General features: G+C 68.0%; 20 protein-coding genes, 1 tRNA gene and 2 pseudogenes. 18 read left to right on the forward strand and 5 right to left on the reverse strand.

Annotated elements, in window-relative coordinates:
• Positions 1–187 precede the first annotated feature (187 nt).
• Positions 188–886 (reverse strand): SDR family oxidoreductase, encoded by a 699-nt coding sequence (locus ACZ5NH_RS43930; RefSeq protein ID WP_468783910.1) that lies wholly within the window; start codon positions 884–886, stop codon positions 188–190.
• A 122-nt stretch (positions 887–1,008) separates the two neighbouring features.
• On the opposite strand from ACZ5NH_RS43930, the gene ACZ5NH_RS43935 reads away from it, so the two are divergent.
• A complete protein-coding gene (locus ACZ5NH_RS43935) occupies positions 1,009–1,197 on the forward strand; it encodes a hypothetical protein (protein ID WP_468783912.1) in 189 nt (62 codons plus the stop codon).
• Here the strand turns inward: ACZ5NH_RS43935 and ACZ5NH_RS43940 are convergent.
• Positions 1,173–1,316, reverse strand: a complete 144-nt coding sequence (locus tag ACZ5NH_RS43940; RefSeq protein WP_468783914.1) for a hypothetical protein — start codon at positions 1,314–1,316, stop codon at positions 1,173–1,175. The genes ACZ5NH_RS43935 and ACZ5NH_RS43940 overlap by 25 nt on opposite strands.
• Positions 1,317–1,360: 44 nt before the next feature.
• Between ACZ5NH_RS43940 and ACZ5NH_RS43945 the strand changes: the two are divergent.
• Positions 1,361–2,350 (forward strand): annotated as a pseudogene (locus tag ACZ5NH_RS43945) (Tn3 family transposase); the annotation flags it as partial.
• A gap of 298 nt (positions 2,351–2,648) precedes the next feature.
• Positions 2,649–3,323 carry an orotate phosphoribosyltransferase gene (pyrE, locus tag ACZ5NH_RS43950; protein WP_468783945.1) on the forward strand — a complete coding sequence of 225 codons (675 nt, stop codon included), beginning with the start codon at positions 2,649–2,651 and terminating at the stop codon, positions 3,321–3,323.
• A 16-nt stretch (positions 3,324–3,339) separates the two neighbouring features.
• On the opposite strand, the gene ACZ5NH_RS43955 is transcribed toward pyrE, so the two are convergent.
• Both ACZ5NH_RS43955 and ACZ5NH_RS43960 read right to left on the reverse strand, forming a co-directional pair.
• Entirely contained in the window at positions 3,340–3,576 is a 237-nt protein-coding gene (locus tag ACZ5NH_RS43955) for a hypothetical protein (protein ID WP_468783916.1), read from the reverse strand.
• Positions 3,563–4,291 carry a hypothetical protein gene (locus ACZ5NH_RS43960; protein ID WP_468783918.1) on the reverse strand — a complete coding sequence of 243 codons (729 nt, stop codon included), beginning with the start codon at positions 4,289–4,291 and terminating at the stop codon, positions 3,563–3,565. The genes ACZ5NH_RS43955 and ACZ5NH_RS43960 overlap by 14 nt, the downstream gene beginning before the upstream one ends.
• Positions 4,292–4,992: 701 nt before the next feature.
• Between ACZ5NH_RS43960 and ACZ5NH_RS43965 the strand changes: the two are divergent.
• From ACZ5NH_RS43965 to ACZ5NH_RS44015, 11 genes and pseudogenes are all read left to right on the forward strand, one after another.
• Positions 4,993–5,898 (forward strand): annotated as a pseudogene (locus tag ACZ5NH_RS43965) (hypothetical protein); the annotation flags it as partial.
• Positions 5,899–6,171: 273 nt separating this feature from the next.
• A complete protein-coding gene (locus ACZ5NH_RS43970; RefSeq protein ID WP_468783920.1) occupies positions 6,172–6,516 on the forward strand; it encodes a trypco2 family protein in 345 nt (114 codons plus the stop codon).
• A 54-nt stretch (positions 6,517–6,570) separates the two neighbouring features.
• The gene (locus ACZ5NH_RS43975; protein WP_468783922.1) at positions 6,571–9,771 is read left to right on the forward strand and encodes a tetratricopeptide repeat protein; all 3,201 of its coding nucleotides are present in this window, start codon (positions 6,571–6,573) and stop codon (positions 9,769–9,771) included.
• A 177-nt stretch (positions 9,772–9,948) separates the two neighbouring features.
• Positions 9,949–10,605: a hypothetical protein gene (locus tag ACZ5NH_RS43980; protein ID WP_468783923.1), complete on the forward strand. Its 657-nt coding sequence runs from the start codon at positions 9,949–9,951 to the stop codon at positions 10,603–10,605.
• A 4-nt stretch (positions 10,606–10,609) separates the two neighbouring features.
• A complete protein-coding gene (gene cyaB, locus ACZ5NH_RS43985) occupies positions 10,610–11,188 on the forward strand; it encodes a class IV adenylate cyclase (protein ID WP_468783925.1) in 579 nt (192 codons plus the stop codon).
• Positions 11,189–11,498: 310 nt separating this feature from the next.
• A complete protein-coding gene (locus tag ACZ5NH_RS43990) occupies positions 11,499–12,413 on the forward strand; it encodes a hypothetical protein (RefSeq protein ID WP_468783927.1) in 915 nt (304 codons plus the stop codon).
• 143 nt (positions 12,414–12,556) lie between these two features.
• Positions 12,557–13,072, forward strand: coding sequence for a DUF6624 domain-containing protein (locus tag ACZ5NH_RS43995; RefSeq protein WP_468783929.1), 516 nt, complete (start codon positions 12,557–12,559; stop codon positions 13,070–13,072).
• 775 nt (positions 13,073–13,847) lie between these two features.
• Positions 13,848–13,924: transfer RNA gene (locus ACZ5NH_RS44000), tRNA-Met, on the forward strand.
• Between the two features lie 309 nt (positions 13,925–14,233).
• The gene (locus ACZ5NH_RS44005) at positions 14,234–14,473 is read left to right on the forward strand and encodes a hypothetical protein (protein ID WP_356317678.1); all 240 of its coding nucleotides are present in this window, start codon (positions 14,234–14,236) and stop codon (positions 14,471–14,473) included.
• Complete coding sequence (locus ACZ5NH_RS44010; RefSeq protein WP_468783931.1) at positions 14,473–14,850, forward strand: fic family toxin-antitoxin system, toxin component; 378 nt, start codon at positions 14,473–14,475, stop codon at positions 14,848–14,850. The genes ACZ5NH_RS44005 and ACZ5NH_RS44010 overlap by 1 nt, the downstream gene beginning before the upstream one ends.
• A 77-nt stretch (positions 14,851–14,927) precedes the next feature.
• Complete coding sequence (locus ACZ5NH_RS44015) at positions 14,928–15,095, forward strand: hypothetical protein (RefSeq protein ID WP_468783933.1); 168 nt, start codon at positions 14,928–14,930, stop codon at positions 15,093–15,095.
• Positions 15,096–15,910: 815 nt separating this feature from the next.
• On the opposite strand, the gene ACZ5NH_RS44020 is transcribed toward ACZ5NH_RS44015, so the two are convergent.
• Positions 15,911–16,102 carry a hypothetical protein gene (locus tag ACZ5NH_RS44020; RefSeq protein ID WP_468783935.1) on the reverse strand — a complete coding sequence of 64 codons (192 nt, stop codon included), beginning with the start codon at positions 16,100–16,102 and terminating at the stop codon, positions 15,911–15,913.
• 271 nt (positions 16,103–16,373) lie between these two features.
• Between ACZ5NH_RS44020 and ACZ5NH_RS44025 the strand changes: the two genes are divergently transcribed.
• From ACZ5NH_RS44025 to ACZ5NH_RS44040, 4 genes are read left to right on the forward strand one after another with little or no spacing between them, the layout of a single operon-like run.
• The gene (locus ACZ5NH_RS44025; RefSeq protein WP_468783937.1) at positions 16,374–17,360 is read left to right on the forward strand and encodes a sulfite exporter TauE/SafE family protein; all 987 of its coding nucleotides are present in this window, start codon (positions 16,374–16,376) and stop codon (positions 17,358–17,360) included.
• On the forward strand, positions 17,357–18,034 hold the full coding sequence (locus ACZ5NH_RS44030; protein ID WP_468783939.1) for a vWA domain-containing protein: 678 nt from the start codon (positions 17,357–17,359) through the stop codon (positions 18,032–18,034). Before ACZ5NH_RS44025 ends, ACZ5NH_RS44030 begins: the two co-directional genes overlap by 4 nt.
• Entirely contained in the window at positions 18,034–18,942 is a 909-nt protein-coding gene (locus ACZ5NH_RS44035; RefSeq protein WP_468783941.1) for a protein phosphatase 2C domain-containing protein, read from the forward strand. The genes ACZ5NH_RS44030 and ACZ5NH_RS44035 overlap by 1 nt, the downstream gene beginning before the upstream one ends.
• On the forward strand, positions 18,939–19,994 hold the full coding sequence (locus ACZ5NH_RS44040; RefSeq protein WP_468783943.1) for a hypothetical protein: 1,056 nt from the start codon (positions 18,939–18,941) through the stop codon (positions 19,992–19,994). Before ACZ5NH_RS44035 ends, ACZ5NH_RS44040 begins: the two co-directional genes overlap by 4 nt.
• Positions 19,995–20,108: the final 114 nt, after the last annotated feature.

The raw sequence follows: 20,108 nt of genomic DNA on the forward strand, positions 1-20,108 counted from the left end.
GGGTACTTACGTGGTGCTGGCACTGCTCGTGGTTCTCCTTCGGGCCAGGATCATAAGCCTGGCTTCAGGGACTCCACGAAACGGGGTGCAGCTCAAAAGGCCTCCTGTACGCGGACAGGCTGCACCCCAGTTGAACGCACGCGTACCCGGCCGGCTCGACGGCCGGGACGTAAGTGGCCCCGGGCACTCACCGATTGGCGTACAGCTTGTCCAGTCCTCCCGAGAGCGCGGCGCGTACCTGGCGGGTGACCTCGTCGACCAGTACTTCGGGTTCATCGTTGAGTAGCCCGGTCATGGTCGCCTCGGCCACGTCGGTCGCAAGGATCTTCGGGGAATCGACGTCCGCTGCCAAGTCGGTGTCGACATATCCGGCATGCACGCCGACCACCAGCGTGCCCTGCTCCCGCAGTGCCAGCCGGAATGCATTCGTCAGCGACCATTGAGCGGACTTCGAGGCCGCGTAGCTCGGAAACTGCCGATTGGCCACCCATGACGCCACGGACAGCATGTTCACCAATGCCCCACCACCATTGGCGGCCAACACAGGCGCGAACGCACGCGAGACAGCCCAGGTGCCGAAGTAGTTGACCTCCATCTCGAGCCTGGCACCGTCCAATGAGCCCTCCAGGAGCGAGGGGCCACCGGTGACCCCGGCATTGTTGATGACAATGCTGACATCATCGGCGGCACCTGCGGCTGCAGCGACCTGCTCCTCGTCGGTGACATCCAGTCGCAGTGGAGTGAGCCCGGAGGCCAGGGATGCGTTCGGGTCTCGGACACCGGCATAGACCTTGGCTGCGCCGTGCGCGAGCAGGGCCTCCGTGAACGCCATTCCGATGCCACGGTTCGCTCCGGTGACAAGGGCCACCGAGCCGTCGATGTCCATGATCATCACTTCCGTCAGCGAACGCGGAGGACTCTCTTCTTCAAGGCTAGTACTCCAACCGGACCTCTGTATTTTTCCTGGTCAACGGCCTGGCGGTGACTAGGCAGCGGGGTCTGGCATGGGTGGGATGGCCTGCCCGACAACTGATCAAAGTCCTGCAGACCAAGAGCACCAAGCGCTGGCCCACCATCCAGGCCGACCTCGGCGACAACGCCTGGCAGATCGTGATCGACCTCATCCGCTGCGGCGCCCTCATCCTGCGCTGCGACGTCGTCAATACCACCGGCTACAGCCCGCGCTTATACACCTGACCCAGGCGTGGGCCGAACTCGCCGAGGACGAACTCGCCGAACTCCAAGGCCGCCAGCGTCCCGAGGGCCTGCACCGCGAGCTCCTTGACATCATGTCCGACATCCCTCAGCTCGCCCATGAACACAGATTGCTGGCCAAGACACCGCCCGGCCGGGTCCTGGCGACCACCAGGCGTCCATCCCGCTCGCACAGGCGTGGGGCGGGGGCCTGGTCGCCTCGGTGGACGGGACGCGGTTCGTCGTCCCCGTGCCGTCGGTGTACGCGCGGCCGAACCCGAAGTACTTCGGGCGCCGGGGCGGCGCGACCTGACTCAACATGATCAACGACCAGGCCGCCGGGCTCGGCGGGAAGGTCGTGGCCGGCACCCCGCGCGACTCCCTGTATGTGCTCGACGTCCTCTACGACCGCGATGGCGGCCGCCGTCCGGAGATGATCGTCACCGACACCGCGAGCTACAGCGACATCGTCTTCGGCCTGCTCACCCTGGCCGGGTTCGCCTACGCCCCGCAGCTCGCGGACCTGCCCGATCAGAAGGTGTGGCGCGTCGATCGTAGGGCCGACTACGGCGCCTTCCAGGACGCGGCCCGCGGCCGGGTCGACCTCGCCCGCATCGAGCGGCACTGGGAGGACATCCTGCGGATCATCGGCTCCATCCACACCGGAGCCGTCCGCGCCTACGACGTCATCCGGATGCTGTCCCGGGACGGGCGGCCCACCCCGCTCGGTGACGCGATCGCGCACTACGGGCGGATCGCGAAGACCCTGCACATCCTGCGCCTGGCCGACGAGCCCGGCTACCGGCGGCAGATCAAGGTGCAGGCCAACCTCCAGGAAGGCCGCCACGCATTGGCCCGGAAGATCTTCCACGGCCGGGCCGGGCAGCTCTACCAGCGCTACCACGAAGGCATGGAGGACCAGATCGGCGCCCTGGGCCTCGTCCTGAACGCGCTCGTGCTGCTCAACACCCGCTACATGGACGCCGCCGTGAACCAGCTGCGCGCGGACGGCTTCGAGGCCCGCGACGAGGACGTGGCCCGACTCTCCCCGTTCGTGCGCCACCACATCAACGTGCTGGGCCGGTACTCCTTCCAGCTCCCCGACCTGCCCGGCGGAATGCGGCCCCTCCGTGCCCCGGACGCTGTCGACGAGTAGCGAGACGCGGCGGGCGCGTCTGGCCGCGCCCGCCGCTCGCACCGTCGTGGGAACCCTATGCGTTGACCGCCTGGACGCGGACGGCTCGGGCGCGGACCACGAAGGGCCGGGAGAAGACATCGCGCTCCGGACGCTCCCTTCCTGCCGGCCTCACCTGGCGTGGAGCGGCACGTCACGGGCTCGCTGTTCCTCACGTATCGCCCGTAGGTCGAGATGGTCCTGCAGGAGTTGCCGGATCAGGGGCGCGTCCGGCGTGGTCGAGGTGTTCTTCCAGTGTGACCGAGCGGGCAACCGGGTCATGCGTCTTGCGGGCGCCCATGACGCTCGGAGGGGGGCTTGTTGGTGTGTGGGGTGGCGGCTGGTCTGGTGTGTTGATGGTTCGTTGAGTGGCTGTGCAGCGAGCCGGTGTCCTGGCTCTGCGGGCTGCCTGGAAGACTGGCTGCCTGTGACACATTCTGATCTTGCTCGCCGTATCCATGCGGTCTCTCATCTGGAGGGCCATTTCACGCTTCGGTCCGGACGCGCCGCCACGGAGTACTTCGACAAGTACCGGTTCGAAGGTGACCCCGTGCTGCTGGACGAGATTGCCCAGCGGATGGCGCCGCTGGTGCCGTCCGACACGGAGGTGCTGGCCGGCCTGGAGATGGGCGGTATCCCGGTGGTGACCGCGCTCGGCCGACACACGGGTCTGCCCTGTGCGTTCGTGCGCAAGCAGGCCAAGCCGTATGGCACCTGCCGTCTCGCCGAGGGCGCCGAGGTCTCGGGCCGGCGGGTGCTGGTGGTTGAGGACGTGGTCACCAGTGGTGGACAGATCGTGCTCTCGACCGCGGCCTTGCGTGGCCTGGGTGCTGAGGTCCATGAGGCTCTGTGTGTGATTGACCGGGAGCAAGGTGGTGCGGATGCCCTCGCGGCCGGGGGCATCCGCTTGGTGTCGTTGCTGACGGCGGGGGATCTGCGGGCTGCTGCTGCCTGATCGACAGAGCCGGTGGTCAGTCTGTTGCGTGTGTCTCGGTGATGTCGAGGCGGGTGGAGGACTCGTCCACGATGCTCTTCTCGTCGGCGAACGCGGCGATAAGGGACTGCAGGGCGATGTTGTTGACCGAGCGGGGCAGACCGCGGCTGGTGAGGTGGATCAGGTCGACGGCGTCGTCGGAGAACAGCGGGTCGGACCGTCCGGCGATCGTCAGACGGTGCTTGATGTAGCTGGCGGTCTCATCCTTCGTCATGGTCGGCATCTGGTAGCTGATCGAGATCCGCCGGTCCAGGGCCGCCAGGACGCCGTGCTTCATCCGTTTCCACAGGGTGGGCTGCCCGATCAGCAACACCGCGAACGGCGTTGTGGAGTCCATGTCGTAGTTGGTGAACATGCGGATCGCGTCCAGCTGCGGCCCGAGCCGGGCCGGCTACGACGCCGGGCGCGCCGGTGACCGTGAACGAGCCCCCGGCGGGGTCGGTGGCCACGGGGACGACGAGGTAGCGCACCGGTCCGTCGGCGTACTGCGCAGCCACCGTCACCGCCGACTGGCCGGCGTCGCGGTGCGCACTGCGTACCGCGGTCACCGACTCCAGCGGCGATTGCGCACCGCCGCCACGGGCGGGCAGATCGACGTCGGGGGCGAGGGAGTGCGCAAGCCGCGCCTGCGCACTTGTGGCCTCGTCGGTGCTGCTGCGCAGCCACGCGCCGATGAACAGTTGCGCATAGCCCGCCGGGTTTGCGGCGGCGGGCGTGGTGCGCACGGCCGTGGGCTTGGCTTTGGGGGCGGCCGCGACCGTGGTCGGGCCGGACAGCACGGCGACGCCCAGGGCGACGGGCCCGGCCGCGATCGCGGTGAACAAGGCCAGACGCGACAGGCGCACGCGGCGCCGCATCTTCTCCAGCCGGGCGCCCGCGGCCATCGCAGCAGCGGCCTCGCTCTCCGAGGCCTGCTTGCCAGGGGACATGGTCAAACTCCCAGGTCAGAACGTGTACTTGCCGACCTCGAGGAAACCCGCAAGGCCCGACCCGACCACCGACCATGAAGGCCCGACCACGGTCACGTTGGGGACACAAAACCCGTGGCCGCTCTCGTGGTCGGCCCAGACCACAGCCCCGACCACGGATCTGGACAAGGGGGCACGCCCTGGGCCGACGGCCGGGACGGGGGAGTTGGCCGGAGCGGTCCCGGGGACAGCACGGACGACAGGCCGCCGACGGATCAGGCGCGCACTCCTGCAGGGGGCGGCCGGGGCCGGCCGGTTGCGCACGCTCGACCGGCTGCGCAGCCCCGGGGCGGACGGCGCCTTCCGCTGTGCGCAGTCGACTGCACGTGCCGGCTGCGCAGGACTCCGGTCCCGTTGCGCAGCGCCCGCGCACGCAGGACGGCGTTCGTTGCGCAGCCGCGATTGCGCATCCGTCCCAAACACCAGGGGGACACCCGTGGTCGGGCCGACCACCGCCCCGACCACGGCAGCTGGAAGGGTCCGTTGCCGGTTCGTGACCGGTGGTCGGAGGCTGTGGCCGTCAGCCTGGTCGGGGGTGCCGGGTGAGGTGACGGCATGGATCTCGCGTACGTCTCCTCACGCAGCGACCCCGGCCACCTTGCGCCCGCGTGCTCGCCCCAGGGGCTCGGCGGCGGCGTGCTCTTGGTGCGCGGGACATCGCGGTGAGCCGCTTCGGGGCGGGGATCCGGCGCGGGGTGATGGCGGCGGACCAGTTCACGCAGATCGCCAACGGCCTGTTCCGCGACAGCCGGTTGTCGTTCAGGGCGAAGGGCTTGTTCGGCTGCATCAGCACCCATGTAACGGGCTGGCAGGTGACGGTCGCCGATCTCGTGAGGGCCGGGCCCGACGGGCGGGACGCCGTACGTGTCGGCCTGAGCGAACTGCAAAGGCACGGCTACCTCGTTCGCGAACAGCTCCGGCACGCCAACGGGACGCTCGGCGAGATCGTCTACTCGATCACGGACCGACCGGCGGCCATGGACGCCGACCTCGTACAGGCGGCTGGTACGGCGTTCGCCTCCGTTGTGGCCGGCGAGGCGGGGCGCGCCTCCGGGGCGGGGGTCCGGCGCGGGGTGATGGCGGCGGACCAGTTCACTCAGATCGCCAACGGCCTGTTCCGCGACAGCAGGCTCTCCTTCAAAGCGAAGGGACTCTTCGGGCTCATCAGCTCGCACCGGGACGGCTTGCGGATGAGCGTCAGGGACCTGGCGCGCCGCAGCCACGACGGCGAGGCGGCCGTTAAGAGCGGCCTCAAGGAGCTGGAGAAGTACGGCTTCCTGCTGAGGGAACGCGAGCGCAACCCGGATGGCACCCTCGGCGCGGCCGCGTACGTCATCACCGACCTGCCCAGCCTGCAAAACTGCAGGTCGCAACCGATGTCGGGTTTTCCACCGGTGGATAACCCGACGTCGGTTCATCGCCCCACTAAGAACACCAACACAAAGAAGACCAACAAGCAGAAGACCAGACCCCTCCATCCGTGCGACCGCGGCGACGCCGCACGGACGCTCGGAGGGACGGAGCAACCAGACGCACCAGCGTCCCCGCCAGCTGCGCTCCCGGCGGACGCGAGATCCAACAGCATTTGTTCAGCACTTCCGACAGCACCGCGACGGGGCGCCAATCCGAACAGACCAGGCGCGAGCTTCAACTGCAGCCCAGCCTTCCCTTCAGGCCCGGGCCCTCCAGCCCGCCCACCGCGCAGGCCGTGACCGGGACGGGTGACTACGCGCAGACGGAGACGACGGGTTCGTGGAGATCTGGGGGTTGGTGTGGGGTGGTTGTGGGAATCGGGCCGGTACACGCCCTGTGCGAGGGCAGGGGGACTAAGGGGAACGGGCATGAGCAGCACGAATGGCACGGGTGGGGAGTGGCTGGACCTGGCGGACGCGATCACCCTGCTGCGGGATCAGATCGCCGAGGCCCAGCGCCGGATCGCGGACCCGGTGGGCGGGGGTGACAAGGGGATGCGGTTCACGATGGGGGAGATCACGCTGGAGCTCGGCCTGGAGCTGACGGGCACGAAGGGTGTCAACGGCGGGCTGAAGTGGAGCGTGATCAGTCTGGGTGGGAAGAAGGAGAGCGGCAGCAAGGCCACCCACACCGTTCACGTGAAGCTGACCCCCCATCAGACGGGTGGCGGCAACGTGGAGGTCCGCGACGTCGAAGTCCGCGACAAGGAGTAGCGCACCGGTTGACCAGCGGGGGCGGGTGACCGGGGGATCGAGGGGGGAGCATTGGTGGAGTTGGATCGCCGGGTGCAGATCCGGGTGGCCCTGAGGGACGAGGATTCGAAGGGGTTCGGGACGGGGTATCTGGTCGCGCCGCGGCTGGTGCTGACCGCCGACCACGTCCTGGACGACCTGGACCCGGACGGCGGGCGGTTCGCGGTGACGGTGTGCCAGCCCGACACGGACGAGCGGGAGTACCCGGCGAGAGTGCGCTGGCGACAGCGGGACGACGAGGTCGACGCTGCGTTGATTGAGATCGAGGCCGACTGCGACTGGCCGGTCCCCGAGTCCCTCTCCGACCTGATCGCCAGGCCGCCCCAGCGCTACGGACGCCTCATCGGCACCCGCTCCCACCGGGTCTCCCTGACGGGCTTCCCACGCCTGCAGAAAGACCCCGAGCGAGGTCGGGTGGACGAGCAGGTGAAGGGCAGAATCATCCCCGGCACCGGATCGCTGGCCGGCCGCTACGAGGTCACCAGTAAGACCCCAGTGCCCCCCGGCCCGCCCGCCCCGAGCGGCACCCGCTGGTCCGGCATCTCCGGGGCGGCGGTCCTGGCCGACGACGGCCTCGTCGGCGACCTGCTGTGCGGCATCATCCGCCACGACCGCCAGGCCGACGGCGGCACCCGCCTGACCGCCACCCCCATCAGCTACCTCCTCAGCAACCGGGAGGGCGAACCCTCCGGGTTCCGCCAGCTGATCGCCGAGCACACCGGCTGGGACCCGATCCTCGAACCCATCGAACCCGCCCCCCTCCTCAAACCCGCCACCGTCGACCGCGACCTCGACTCACCTGCCGCCCTGCTGCGCGCCGATGCCGAGGCCGTCGCGTTCCACGGCCGCGACCAGGAACTCGCCGACCTGCGCGCCTGGTGCATAACCGACCCCGCTAAATTCGCGATCCGGGTCGTCACCGGCCCCGGCGGACAGGGCAAGACCCGCCTCGCCCGCCAGCTCACCGACACCCTCAGCCGTGAGAACTGGGTCACCGGACACCTGCGCTCCGACCTCACCGACCACGACCCCCCACCCAACCTCACCCCTCTGACCACCGCGCTGCCCCTGCTCCTCGTCGTCGACTACGCCGAGACCCGCCCCCGCCTGGTCCGCCGCCTGGTCACCCACCTGCACACCACCCGCCACCGCGTCCGCCTGCTGCTGCTCGCCCGCTCGGACGGCGAATGGCGCACCGACACCCTCAGCGCCACCTCACTCGTACGCCGCCTCCTGTCCGCGGCCCCCGTCGTCCCGCTCGGCCCACTCCAACCCGCCGGTGGACCCCACCAGGGCCGGACCATCGACTTCCGGCACGCCGTCCGTGACCTGGCGCACCTGCTCCCGCGCATCCCCAGCGTGCCCGACCACGACTGGGCCGCCCTGGCCAGCTCAATGCGTCTCACGGACGACCTGCGCCACCCCCGCTACAACAACGCGCTCACTCTGCAGCTGACCGCCCTGGTGGCGCTCCTCCAGCACGGCCCACGCCCCGCGACCGCCGACGACGAAGACCCGGCCGAGAAGATCCTGCTGATGCACGAGGAACGGTTCTGGAAGGACAGCGCCGACGCCGACGCCTTCGAACTCGGCCTGAACACCAAGGCACTGAAGACCGCCGTCGCGGTCGCGGCCCTGTGCGGAGCCGCCACCTCTGACAGTGCCCACCGCGTCCTCGCTGCTGTCCCGGGGATACCCGCCGACAAGACCCGCCGCATCGCCGCGTGGCTCGCAGTTCTATACCCGGCCGACGCCGACCGCTACTGGGGCTCGCTCCAACCCGACCGCATCGCCGAGTACCACGCCGCCCGCACCCTGACACAGGGCGACATCGACCTGTATGCCCTTCTCCTCGAGGCCGGCCCCGACCAGCAAGTCCAGACCATCACCGTCCTGGCCCGCGCCGCCATCGCCCACTACAACGCCGACCGTACATCCGACAGCGACCGCGTACTCCGCACCCTCGGCGCCGCCCTGGACGGCGTCCCCCTTGACTACCAGGCCCTCCAGGCCGCTATGGCCGCTCTCCCCCGTCCCACCCGCGTCATCGCACCCCTCGCCGTACGGCTCGCCACTGTCCTCGCACAGACCGACCAATACCTCGCACAGGACGACCCCGCCGCCCACGAGCCCGACCTCGCTGGCTCGCTGTCTAACCTCAGCATGGCTCTGTGGGAGGCGGGGCGGTGGGCCGATGCGCTGACCATCGCCGAGGAGGCAGTGGAGATCTACCGGCGGCTGGCGGCGGACGACCCCGCCGCCCACGAGCCCGACCTCGCCGGCGAGCTGTCCAACCTCAGCCCGATTCTGTGGAGGGTGGGGTGTTGGGCCGATGCGCTGACCATCGCCGAGGAGGCGGTGGAGATCTACCGGCGGCTGGCGGCGGACAACCCTGCCGCCCACGAGCCCGGCCTCGCCGGCTCGCTGTCCAACCTCGGCCCGATTCTGTGGAGGGTGGGGTGTTGGGCCGAGGCGCTGACCATCGCCGAGGAGGCGGTGGAGATCCGGCGGCGGCTGGCGGCGGACGACTCCGCCGCCCACGAGCCCGGCCTCGCCGGCTCGCTGTCCAACCTCAGCATGGCTCTGTCGGAGGCGGGGAGAAGGCCTGAGGCGCTGACCATCGCCGAGGAGGCGGTGGAGATCCGGCGGCGGCTGGCGGCGGACAACCCCGCCGCCCACGAGCCCGACCTCGCCGACTCGCTGACCAACCTTGCCAACCGGCTGTGGGAGGCGGGGTGGTGGGCCGATGCGCTGACCATCGCCGAGGAGGCGGTGGAGATCCGGCGGCGGCTGGCGGCGGACGACCCCGCCGCCCACGAGCCCGACCTCGCCGGCTCGCTGTCCAACCTCGGCCCGATTCTGTCGGCGGTGGGGCGGTGGGCTGAGGCGCTGACCATCGCCGAGGAGGCGGTGGAGATCCGGCGGCGGCTGGCCGCCGCCAACCCCGCCGCCACCCCCGACCTCGCCCACACGTTGTCCGTGTGGGCCCTGGTTCTGGCGACCATAGGCAATCTGCCTGCGGCGTTAAGTGCCACGAATGAAGCGGTGAAGTCCTATGGGCCTCATGCTGCCACGATGCCCTCCTTGATTCCGGGACTGCGCAGGGTGCTGGCCCTCCAGGCGCAACTGTTGGAAGCGCTTGGACGCCTGCAGGACGCCGCGACCGTCCGGCGCTGGCTACAGGAGAATCCGCCGCCGCCCGATTCTCACAATTGACGATGCAGGCCCTGCGAGCCCCGAAGTACGAGGTGGGCGGCTCGTCCCGCCCGCCTAGGGAACCGGCTTTGAAGCAACAGCACCCTCCGGCACCTGAAATCGAACGGCGACGGTTGGCGGTGCTGTCGAAAGTGCCGAACAACTGCTGCCCGATCTCGTGAACAAAGCCACCGGGAGGTGCAGCGGCATTACATCACCTTGCGCGACCATGTCTGGCGGTCGGGCGTGCTGGGCTTTACGCCGCACCTGGAAGGCCCGCTCGCCGGCGACTGGATCGACGCCAAGCACGGTCACAAGCGAGTCCACTACGCGCTCACCAACACGGACTGGCTGCCAGCCTCCCAGAAGACCATGCTGCTCACGCTCAGCGAGCGATACCTGGATCACTACACGGTCGACGGCGACATCTTCGACGAGTGCACAGACATCGCCCTGGACGCGTTCCTGACGCTCGCCGAGAACGGCGACGGCGAGTGCGGTCAACTCTGGCAGAGTTGGGTCACCCGGGAAGGTCGGGAGACCTACGCCTACATGACGCTGGACGCGCTGCTTACGGCGGTCGCCGCGCACTCGACGGAGGCGCGGCAGGAGGAGCGCACGGTGCTGATGCCCATCCGGTCGACAGACATCCTGCGACGGGAGCGCGCCTACTACAACCGGTATCTGCAGCGCGCGCTCCCCAACCCCCTGAAAGACGCCAAGCAGTTGGTGCTCTTCTCGAACGTGCCCGTCACCGACTCCGACGCACTGGGAGAGGGAATGCACTGTCTCCAGCAGTGGTGCAGCAAGGCAAACCTGGCGCGCGTGTACTGCGCCATCAACTCTGGAGGATGAGCAGGTGGACCAGAAGATCGAGGTAGAACGCAAGCGGCAGCTCCCGCACGGCGGGACGGACCTCGCCGGGCGGCTTGTCGAACTTGGCTGGAGCCGGGACGAGCCGGTCACCGAGGTGGACACCTACTACAGCCGTCCCGACGTCGACTACATGGAGACCGTCGAGTGCCTGCGCGTCAGGCGGCGCGATGACTTCGCGGAGATCACCTACAAGCCGCCGTCCACCGCGGCGACGCACAGCGCGGACAGCGTGATCTCGAAGCCAGAGACCAACGTCCACCTCGACTCGGCGAGCCAGGCCGCACTCGCCAACCAGCTGCTGGAGAACATCGGCATGCGACTGCTGGTCCGCGTGGAAAAGCACCGCAGGACCTACCGCCACGCCCTACACCCGGACGTCACCGTCAGCATCGACACGGTGGCCGGCGTCGGCACATTCGTGGAGACGGAGGTGATCAGCGCCAACGCGACGCAGGCTGTCCTGAGCGTCGAACAGGTCGAGAAGGAACTCGACGTGGCCGACCTGCCCATCGTCGATGTGCCCTACCGGGATCTCACCCTTGCCAATGTCGCCGCTCCCTGAGCAGCGAGCAGCCGCACGCCCCTGCGCCCGTGCCTCTGAACTCGGCAGCACCGAACTCCGGTCGCGCCGACCAGATGGTGTCCAGACGCCGCAGCAGAGGGCATCGTAGAGGTCGGCGTCGTCACGTTGCCGAAACGGTCGGCTGGCCGCGCAGCTGTGGTGTCACTGGCCATCGGGAGCGTGAGAAGCGTGATGGTGGCTCCGAAGGAGGCTCGAGGTTCACAGGCAAGCTCGGAACGTCGCATGTCCTCTTATCTTCACGGTTTCCCTGCAGCCAAGTAACCTCTGGGGAAATTGCCAAGGGGGGCATGTGAAATATCAAAAGGGGATCTTCGCCGCCGTAACCGTGACCGGGTTGATCGCCTTCGTGGCGAGCAGAACTACGGTGCGGCAAGCCACCACTGCGTCGACGCTCAACTCGTCGCCAGAGATACCTCTGGAGTCTCCTGAGGGTCACTACGACGCCCGCAAAGGCGCTGCCGGCTACGCGCCCATTGTCGGAACACTCGGCGCACTGGCGGTTGCCGCAGTCGTCGTCGTGTTCACAACTCTCCCTGACCCCCTGCGTCACAGTGAGGTCGCTGCGTTTGCGACAGGGCTTTTCGTCGTCACCGTCATCGGCAGCATTATCGGAGCCATCTCCCTGGCTGCCATCGGCGGAGAAAGTGCCCTGACGCCCAACTTGACGCCGGCGGTGATGTACGCCGCTGTTGCGGTCGTCATCGCACTCGTCGATGTGGTCGCAGCGTTCGAAATGCTCGCCTCGCTCGTGCTGTCCCCTGCCCGCCTCCTCCTGCAGGTGATCACTGGTATAGCCGGAGCCCTGGGAGTGTTCTTCACCGCCCTTGCGCTGGGAGACAGTTGGGCCACTCACCCGGCGGCGCACACGCCCGGCTATGAGAGGTGGAGATCCGCAGAGTGGATCACTTCGCAGCACGACGCAGACAGGGCCGCGATCCGCGTCTCGGCAATCGGTGCCCTCCCGGCCGTGGCAGGCACGGCCCTGCGAGTCACCAAAGTGCTGCATCCGACGGCACATGTGGCCGCGGCGAACACGATCGCTCTCAGCGGCCTGGCCTTGACGGTCGTTGCCACGGTTCTCAGCGCCCTGCGTTCCCGGCATCCCGAAAGCGTGCCGTCGCGGGGCACGCGTCGATGGGAGGCCTACGCCACCACGCTCGCCACCAGTTCCTACACCGCCATCCTCCTGATCTTCTTGCCGTGAGGAGGGCACAGGTCATGTGGCCGGGCGACATCATCTGGCCTGACGGCGCCGCTCGCCGAGGCTCATCAACGACAAAAGTGGCGTCACAACGGATGCTTTAGCACCACTCGTCGCTGCCAGCCCGAGAGTCTTTGAGAGTCCGTATGGCCAACGAATTCAGTGATCTCGCGAATGAGCTGTTGCGGCGGATGGCCACCGATCAGCATGCACGAGGAGTGCGCCAGGACGGACGTGCATCGCCGGATGGGCAGGCCATGCCGGCAGTGGATGCTGACAACACTGCGTGGCTCGCCTCGGTCTTCGACCGGTATGGATGGCCCGGCCGCACTCTGATGGGTGAAGAGGCCGCGACCGCGGCATGGCTGTTGGCCCAGCACACCGATGCCAGTCCAGCGGTCCAGCAACGCGCCCTTGAACTCCTCACCGCGGCTGTCGACTCAGCAGACGCCACGCCCCGGCAGCTGGCCTATCTGACCGACCGCTGTCAGGTGAACCACGCTCTGCCGCAGACGTTTGGCACGCAGTACACCACCGGCCCCGACGGTGAACTCACTCCCTATCCGATCGAGAACGTCGACCAGCTGGACGAGCGGCGCGCTCGCGCCGGCATGGAGCCCCATGCCGAGTACGACGCCGTCATGCGCCGGACGTGCAACTGACGCTTGCATGCCCTCGTGCTGTCACGCGGCCCCAGCCCCGGCCGCGGCAGGCGAAGCCGGTCGTGGGCCGGGGTAGGGGTTTCTGCCATCGTTGTGCTCGGCTCGTCGCGCTGCTTCTTGTCGTCGTCGGCCCGGCCCTGGTCGGCCTCGGCTATGCCGTCCACCGTCGCCCGGAACTCGCTCAGTCTGGTCGGTATGACCACCGCCGCTGTCGGTGTCCTCATCGGCTTCTCCGGGCCGTGGCCTTGTGACCAGCCGAGGTCGGACTCGGAGCGGGCGGCCGCGAGGCGTGGTCGGGGCCGGTGGTCGAAGCTCTTCCGGCATGGGGGACCGCGTCCCTGTGGGGCGGGGCCGGATATCGCTCTTGTGACGGACGGTGCCGGTGTGGTTACGGTGGTGGCTGACCTGATGCTGCTCACTGGGGGGGGGGGGGCAGCCATGCGCGTGACCGTGCCGGCTTAGCGGGCCGTGGCGCTCACTGGTCTGTTGGCGGGATGCGGCTCTGGCGGGGATGACAAACCGGCACCGTCGACGCCCGCGTCCTCGGCTGGTGCCGCAGTCTCGGCGAGTCTGTCGGTGCTGGCGGATCCGCAAGCGGCCGAGCGGGCCCGGGCGTTGGCGTTCTATCGGGCGAGGTGGGTGGAGCAGATGAAGGCCTACGGCAAGGAGTCGGAGCAGGGCGCTGAGCAGGGCCCTCAGGCCGAGAACATCGTCCGTTGCGGCTGACGTCCGAGGCGAGTCCCGCATGATCCACCATGTACAGTGGCATCACCGACGCGGGGTGGAGCAGCTCGGTAGCTCGCTGGGCTCATAACCCAGAGGTCGCAGGTTCAAATCCTGTCCCCGCTACCAGAAGAAGGGGCCCACAAAGCGCGGGCCCCTTCTGCGTCGCCCCGCTCGCCGCGCGTTCGCCCAGACCGTCCGCCTGCTGGAGCTCTTCCTGCACCGCGGAGGCCGCAACCCCGCCGCCCGCGCGACCATCTGCGTCGGCGGCGAACCGTCAGGATCGGCGCCTGGCTCGCTAAAGCACGTATGAAACACCGCGCCAGGCAATTCCCCGACGATCATGTACGCCCAGCCCTCTTCGACGGGAACCGGACGGAGGGTGCACCTGCCGCGCTGCCGCCCCACCCCCGTGGTAACACCTGTTACCATTCTGGTATGGCGAAGACACAGCTGGGCGCGCGCGTGGATGAAGACGTCGCAGAACTCGCAAAGAAACGCGCCGCCGACCTCGGACTGAGCATCGGCGACTACCTTGCCCGTCTCGTGCAGGATGACGCCAGCGGCCTGCGCGCCCGTGCGGTCGACGCAGCCGCCCGCTTCCTGGCCGAACACCAGAGCGTCTTCGACGAAGCCGAGGATGCCCAGCAGCCACCGCGGGGAGCGCACGCCGCCTGATGAATTTGAACATCGACGTGCCCTGGATCCTGCAGGTTGCCGAGGTGGCCGGAGCAAACGATCCGGCACCTGACGATTACGGGGTTCCCATCTCGGCGGTGGCCCGCCACCGCGCCGAGCTGTTCGAGCAGGCCGTCTACGACGGCCCCTACGCCAAGGCCGCCGCCTTGGTGCACACGCTGGGCCGCTGCCGCTGGCTGGAGCGCTCCAACCTCGCCGTCGCCGCCGCATCCGGCGTTATGTACCTCGAGGCCGCCGGAATCACGGTCAAACCTGTCCGCGAGGACGCCATCGCCCTCAAAGACCTGCTTCTGGATCCGGCCTGCACCGCCGGGGAGATCGCCGCCCTGCTGCGGGCCTGGCCCACCACCACCTGAAACGACTCGCTGGCCCGCCCCGCACACTGCGGCGGCCCTCGCTGTGGCAGGACACCAACCACCAAGGGGGAAGGCAGATGGATGTGGGCTCGGTGCTCGGCGGCATAGGCCGGGCGGCGGCCGGGGTGGGCCGGTTTCTGTGGGAGGTGATGACCGCGCCGACCACGGGCACGGAGGATGACGCCCGGGTCGAGATCGGCAGGCTCGCGCAGAAGATCGAAGACGAGGTCCCGGAGGAGCTGTAGGACCGGGCGTGGGGTCTGGTCCTGAAGGCGTTGTACGAGGTCCCTTGGGAGATCGAGCAGTTGGTGGAGGAACAGCAGGGGCCGGACCACGAATAGGCCGAAGGGCCGCCGGCCAAGCATTGATGCCGGCTACGCCCTTCCCCGGCCGCCGCTCGGGCGGGCTGGACAGAGCGCGCCCGCTACTCGCGGCGTGGGCCAGCACCGAGAAGACGGTCTCGCCGCCGGTCAGACACTGCTTGACGCGGACGCCGTCCAGGACGAGGTCCATCGCGGACAGAGGGAAGCCTGCCGTGAGGCAGTCCCGGGCGATGGCGGCCCCCATACCGACGGCGGCGATCCAGGCCTGCATCTCCTTGGACCACAGCCCCAATTGCGCCAGGCGCGCCCGGGGAACCCTTGACCTGGTAGCGGGAGGGGCCCGGAAGCCGGGCGTTGGTCTGGGCCTTTCAGCTGGGCACGCGTCCACGGCGGTCTGCACGCGTGCCGTGCTCTACGCCAGGGCACGCAGGAAGGCCACGCCGCGCCCGTGCGCTACAGGTTCGGCTGGTTTCAACGAGCCATTTTGCTGAATGGCGGTGACGTCTTGGCGCCGGCGGCGTCGACGCGGCGGGCGAAGCCGGTGGCGTCGAGGCCGCCGGGCTGGGCGGAGCCGTAGAAACGTTGGCAGCCAGCTGCTCAGCGCTCGTACCGGAATGTGGCCACCTGGTACCCGCCCCGGCGGCTTCGGGCCTCCTTGACGCGCCAAGCGCGGGGGCACCCCCTTCAGGGGGTGCCCCCGCGCTTGGCGCAACGTGCCGATTTGAGGTTGTTTCCAACTAGCTCTTGAGGGTGCGTCGCCAACTCGCGTGGCCGACGCAGACCGCGGCGAGGGCACTCGCGAGGTCGGCGGAACTCAGGTGGGCCACCAGGATGAGGATCACCCCCGTCGCCAGCGTGGCCACGAAGGCGACGAGATCATGCGTGCTGGTTTTCTGCCGCTGCTTCGGCTTGTGCGCAGAGCTGCCCATAACAGAGTCCTATCCGCTTCGGGAGGCCGTGTTTTCCTCCTCCTCCCAGCCTGAAGCGTCGCCGATGTACCGGACGCAACCCCTCGAAACCAGACGGCAACTGACGTATGGCCACCTTTTGGCGCGGCGTGACATCATGATGAGACAGGCTGATACAGCGTCCCAAAGCGTCACGTTGATCCAATGCCGGGGGGGCGGGTTGGAACCAAGGAGTGCCGTAGGGCGTCCGGTTGCGGCACCTCGAGTTCCGGTTCCAGGCTTCGTCGAGGAGGTGAACCGCCTCTACCGCGAGGCCGGCAAACCGTCCTACCGCCACATGGAAGAGCTCATCTCACGCAACGACGAGGCGCTGAGCCGATCCACCATCGGGCGGATGCTCAAGGGCCAGGACAACCCACGGTGGAGCCGGTGGGACAGCCTCATACGTTGCTTGGCCCAGCAGTCGATCTACATTCGGCACGACCCCGACGTCCTGATCAAGCGGCTGCACGCCCTGTACCTGGGTAGCGAAGCGCCCGTGACGGAGTCCTGCGATGCAGCGAGCCAACGGCCGCTGGAGTCAGCGGACAGGTCCGCCGCAGTACTCGATGCGGAGTCGGAGAAGGCTGTGGCAGCTGCATGGCGAGCGGCGCAAGCCGAGATCGCCCTGGCGAAAGCGGCGGCGGCCGAGCGTGAGGCCCAAAGCGCGGATCCGAGGGAGGACATCCAAGAGAGTTCGACGATACCGGCATTCACCGACACCTCGCTGGATCACGAGCCGCTGGTTCCTCCTCAATTACCATGGCGAAAGCGGCTGTTCCTGGTCATGTTTCTCTATTCGGCCTGCGGCCTGCTCACCGGGGGAGTGGTCGGTGCCCTCGTGAGCAGCCGGCTGCCGGGGAGCTGGGCGGGGCCTGCCGCCGGAATCACCGTGGGACTCTTCACCGGGGAAGCCATGGGAGGACTCACGCCACCCCAGCGATCACAACCTGCAACGGTCCGGCGTCGAATCCCCGGCCTGATGCAACTGGGCGCAGTCGTCGGCCTCGCCTCGGGCGTCCTCGTCGGGGGTGTGGGTGCCACGCATCTCGTTGACGGCCTGCTGCTCGGCTGCACAGGCGGAATCGGTATCGGCGGATTGCTGGGGGGAGTGGTCCTTGCAGATCTGGCGTTGCACGGACCAGGCCCTGCGCAGGGCACACAACCGCCGACGCTGCAGGGAACCACATCGGACGCGCTGGGGTCGTGGAAGCCGGCGGAAGGGAAACCACAGTCATGACCGAGGCACACGGTAGCGTGCTGCCCATCTACATCGTTGCGGACGAGTCGGGGTCTATGGCGCCGTATTTGGATGAGCTGAACAACGGAGTCCTGGGCCTTTCCGAAGTCTTGCTGGGCGAGCCGATGGCAGCGGCCAGGGTACGGGTGTCGCTGCTGGGGTTCTCTGATGACGTCATCGAACGAGACCACCTGCTGGATCTACGCGCATCAGACTTTTCGTCCCGACTCGAAGCCAGGGGCAGCACCAACTTCGCCACCCTCTTCGACGACCTTGCCCAGCGCATCCCCAAAGACGTGAGGGAACTCAAGTCGAATGGCTATTCAGTACACCGCCCGGCCGTCTTCCTGCTGACGGACGGCCGGCCGAACGGTACCGACGACTGGGAAGAAGCCCACCGGCGACTCGTCGACCGCAGCATCACCTCAGCCGCTCCGAACATCATCGCCTGTGGTGTAGGAGAGGCGGATCCAGCCGTGCTCAACGTCGTAGCGACATCACCACTTTTCGCCTTCATATTGGACCGTGGCGTGGAAGTCGGCGAGGCAGTGGCGAGGTTCACCGCTGCTCTCACTACGAGCGTGGTCGCCTCGGGTCTCACCCTGTCGGGCGACGCCCCCCACCTGGTCGTCGACAAGCCCGAGGGCTTCACCGTGGCAATCGATGTGATTTGATGCGGCCCGAATACAGCAAGCAGGCCGAGCAGTTCTCGTCAGCATCGCGGCCACCGCTGATACTGGGCCGCTCTGGCCCTGACATCGAGCCAAGCCCGCCCACCGGTAGCTCCTACCGCCCCGACACCATCTGCGACGGTTGGTCGACCGATCAGATGACGCTACGCTTGGCCTCGACGCGCGGGCCCGCCCACCGTTATCACGGGCGACCACGCGAGGACGATGCCGCCGCGTTCTACGACGCCGAAAACGACACGTTGGTCTTTGCGCTTGCCGATGGCGTCTCCGAGGCTTCAGACCCCCATGTGGGTGCGACCTTGGCCTGTCGCAGCGCCGTCGACGAAGCGCTGCGGCAGATCGCAGCCAACGACGTCGTCACCGACTGGGACCACCTGATGCGCATTGTGGCCTGGCAACTGGTCGAGCACGCAGCGAAGATGCTGGGTGCCACGGAAGCGAACCCTGCAGTGGCAGAGCAGATGCTGGCCGCCACCTTGACGGTGGGAACCGCACGACCCGTGCCAGACGGCCTGCAGGTCGTGCTCGCCCAGGTCGGTGACTCGTCAGCGTGGACACTCGAGACGGGCCATTTCACCGCCCTCTTCACCCAAGACGAATCTCACGAACTGGTCCGCACCGAGGTAGTTGCGCTCCCGCGGGTCCCGGCAGCGGTAGCGACGACGGAAATATTCCTGCCCTGGGAGGCAGCCCTTGTGGTGGCGACCGACGGCTTCGCCGCTCCCCTTACGGACAGCAAAGACATCGTGGGCAGCTTCTTCGCCGATCACCTCGCTGCCCCGCCGAACCTGAATGACTTCGCCTACCTCCTGGATTTCTCCCGGGAGTTGTGCGACGACGACCGCACGCTGCTGGCAGTTTGGGCCAGGGAACGCAGGAGCAGACCGTGACTGCCCTCATGCCGGTTGTCAAACTCGAGGCCCTCGACCTGGGGTCCAGTCTCGGCAAGGGAGCCATTGGCACGGTCTCACGGCTGCGTCAGCCGCCTGCCGGGTTCACCGGAGAGCTCGCCTTCAAGCGCTACCTTCCGGCAGCACGTGCCCGGGTCGACGATGCGGCTCTGCGCCGTTTCATCGAGTTTCCCACCACCTTGAGCTCCGAAGACGCCACACGCATGCACGAGCGCTTGGCCTGGCCACTGGCAGCCGTGTATGAGTCACCTGGTGTTGTCAGCGGCTTCCTGATGTCGGAGATCCCCTCGCACTACACCCTTGAAGTTGGAGGGCGGCGGGCGCCAGCCGGCATGGAATTCCTGCTCAACGGACCGGAGTTCGAGCGACGTCTCAGCATCGTGATGGGACGCGAAGCTCGGCTCAGGCTCTTGCTCGACCTGTGCCGGCTTATTGCGTTCCTTCATGAGGTCGGCATCGTCGTCGGAGACCTGTCGCCCAAGAACGTTCTCTTCTCGTTGGCTGACGCACCTCGATGCTTCCTGATCGACTGCGACTCGATGAGTGTCGACGGGTTGCATCTGCTGCCTCCGCTCCAAACGCCCGGCTGGGAAGTGCCCCGCGGTGAAGATCCGCAGACCCGGGCCTCCGACGCCTACAAGTTCGCGCTCCTTGCCATCCGGCTGTTCGCCGGGGATCAGGCCGCCCGCAACCCTCAGGCCCTGTCCGAGGCGTCTTCGAGACTAGGCCGACTGGCCTTGGCGACCACCACGGCTCTCCCCGCAGCGCGGCCGCGGATCAGCGAGTGGCTGGCCCCTCTGCAAGCCGCAATCGAAGCTCCAAACCGGGCAACTGCCGTCGAGGCAACAAGGCCTCGCCCGTCTGAGGCTACTGAGCCCCCACAGCCTCAATTCCGGTCTGTCAGATCGGCCCGCCCCTCCAAACCCTCCAAGTGGTCCTCCCTGAAACAAGAGCCCCGATTCCGGCTGCTGTTCCTTGCCGCGCTCGTGATCGTCACACTGGCGCTGCTCCCCTTAAGCCAGTCACGCTGACACCGACGCACAGGCCTAAAGGCCAAGGCCATGAAGTTACGGGTCGGGTCGTGGCCGCAAGTGAGGGCTGATCTGGAAAGACGCCGGACGCGAGAAGCGGAGCCCCGGTAGAAC

It is taken from the genome of Streptomyces sp. NPDC031426 (assembly GCF_055581585.1).

What these genes read in the sequence shown, in the direction of transcription:
- ACZ5NH_RS43930 (WP_468783910.1), bottom strand. Translation starts at nt 886, where the DNA reads ATGGACATCGACGGCTCGGTGGCCCTTGTCACCGGAGCGAACCGTGGC.
- ACZ5NH_RS43940 (WP_468783914.1), bottom strand. Translation starts at nt 1,316, where the DNA reads ATGGGCGAGCTGAGGGATGTCGGACATGATGTCAAGGAGCTCGCGGTG.
- pyrE (WP_468783945.1), top strand. Translation starts at nt 2,649, where the DNA reads ATGCGTCTTGCGGGCGCCCATGACGCTCGGAGGGGGGCTTGTTGGTGT.
- ACZ5NH_RS43955 (WP_468783916.1), bottom strand. Translation starts at nt 3,576, where the DNA reads ATGACGAAGGATGAGACCGCCAGCTACATCAAGCACCGTCTGACGATC.
- ACZ5NH_RS43960 (WP_468783918.1), bottom strand. Translation starts at nt 4,291, where the DNA reads ATGTCCCCTGGCAAGCAGGCCTCGGAGAGCGAGGCCGCTGCTGCGATG.
- ACZ5NH_RS43970 (WP_468783920.1), top strand. Translation starts at nt 6,172, where the DNA reads ATGAGCAGCACGAATGGCACGGGTGGGGAGTGGCTGGACCTGGCGGAC.
- ACZ5NH_RS43995 (WP_468783929.1), top strand. Translation starts at nt 12,557, where the DNA reads ATGGCCAACGAATTCAGTGATCTCGCGAATGAGCTGTTGCGGCGGATG.
- ACZ5NH_RS44005 (WP_356317678.1), top strand. Translation starts at nt 14,234, where the DNA reads ATGGCGAAGACACAGCTGGGCGCGCGCGTGGATGAAGACGTCGCAGAA.
- ACZ5NH_RS44010 (WP_468783931.1), top strand. Translation starts at nt 14,473, where the DNA reads ATGAATTTGAACATCGACGTGCCCTGGATCCTGCAGGTTGCCGAGGTG.
- ACZ5NH_RS44015 (WP_468783933.1), top strand. Translation starts at nt 14,928, where the DNA reads ATGGATGTGGGCTCGGTGCTCGGCGGCATAGGCCGGGCGGCGGCCGGG.
- ACZ5NH_RS44020 (WP_468783935.1), bottom strand. Translation starts at nt 16,102, where the DNA reads ATGGGCAGCTCTGCGCACAAGCCGAAGCAGCGGCAGAAAACCAGCACG.
- ACZ5NH_RS44030 (WP_468783939.1), top strand. Translation starts at nt 17,357, where the DNA reads ATGACCGAGGCACACGGTAGCGTGCTGCCCATCTACATCGTTGCGGAC.
- ACZ5NH_RS44035 (WP_468783941.1), top strand. Translation starts at nt 18,034, where the DNA reads ATGCGGCCCGAATACAGCAAGCAGGCCGAGCAGTTCTCGTCAGCATCG.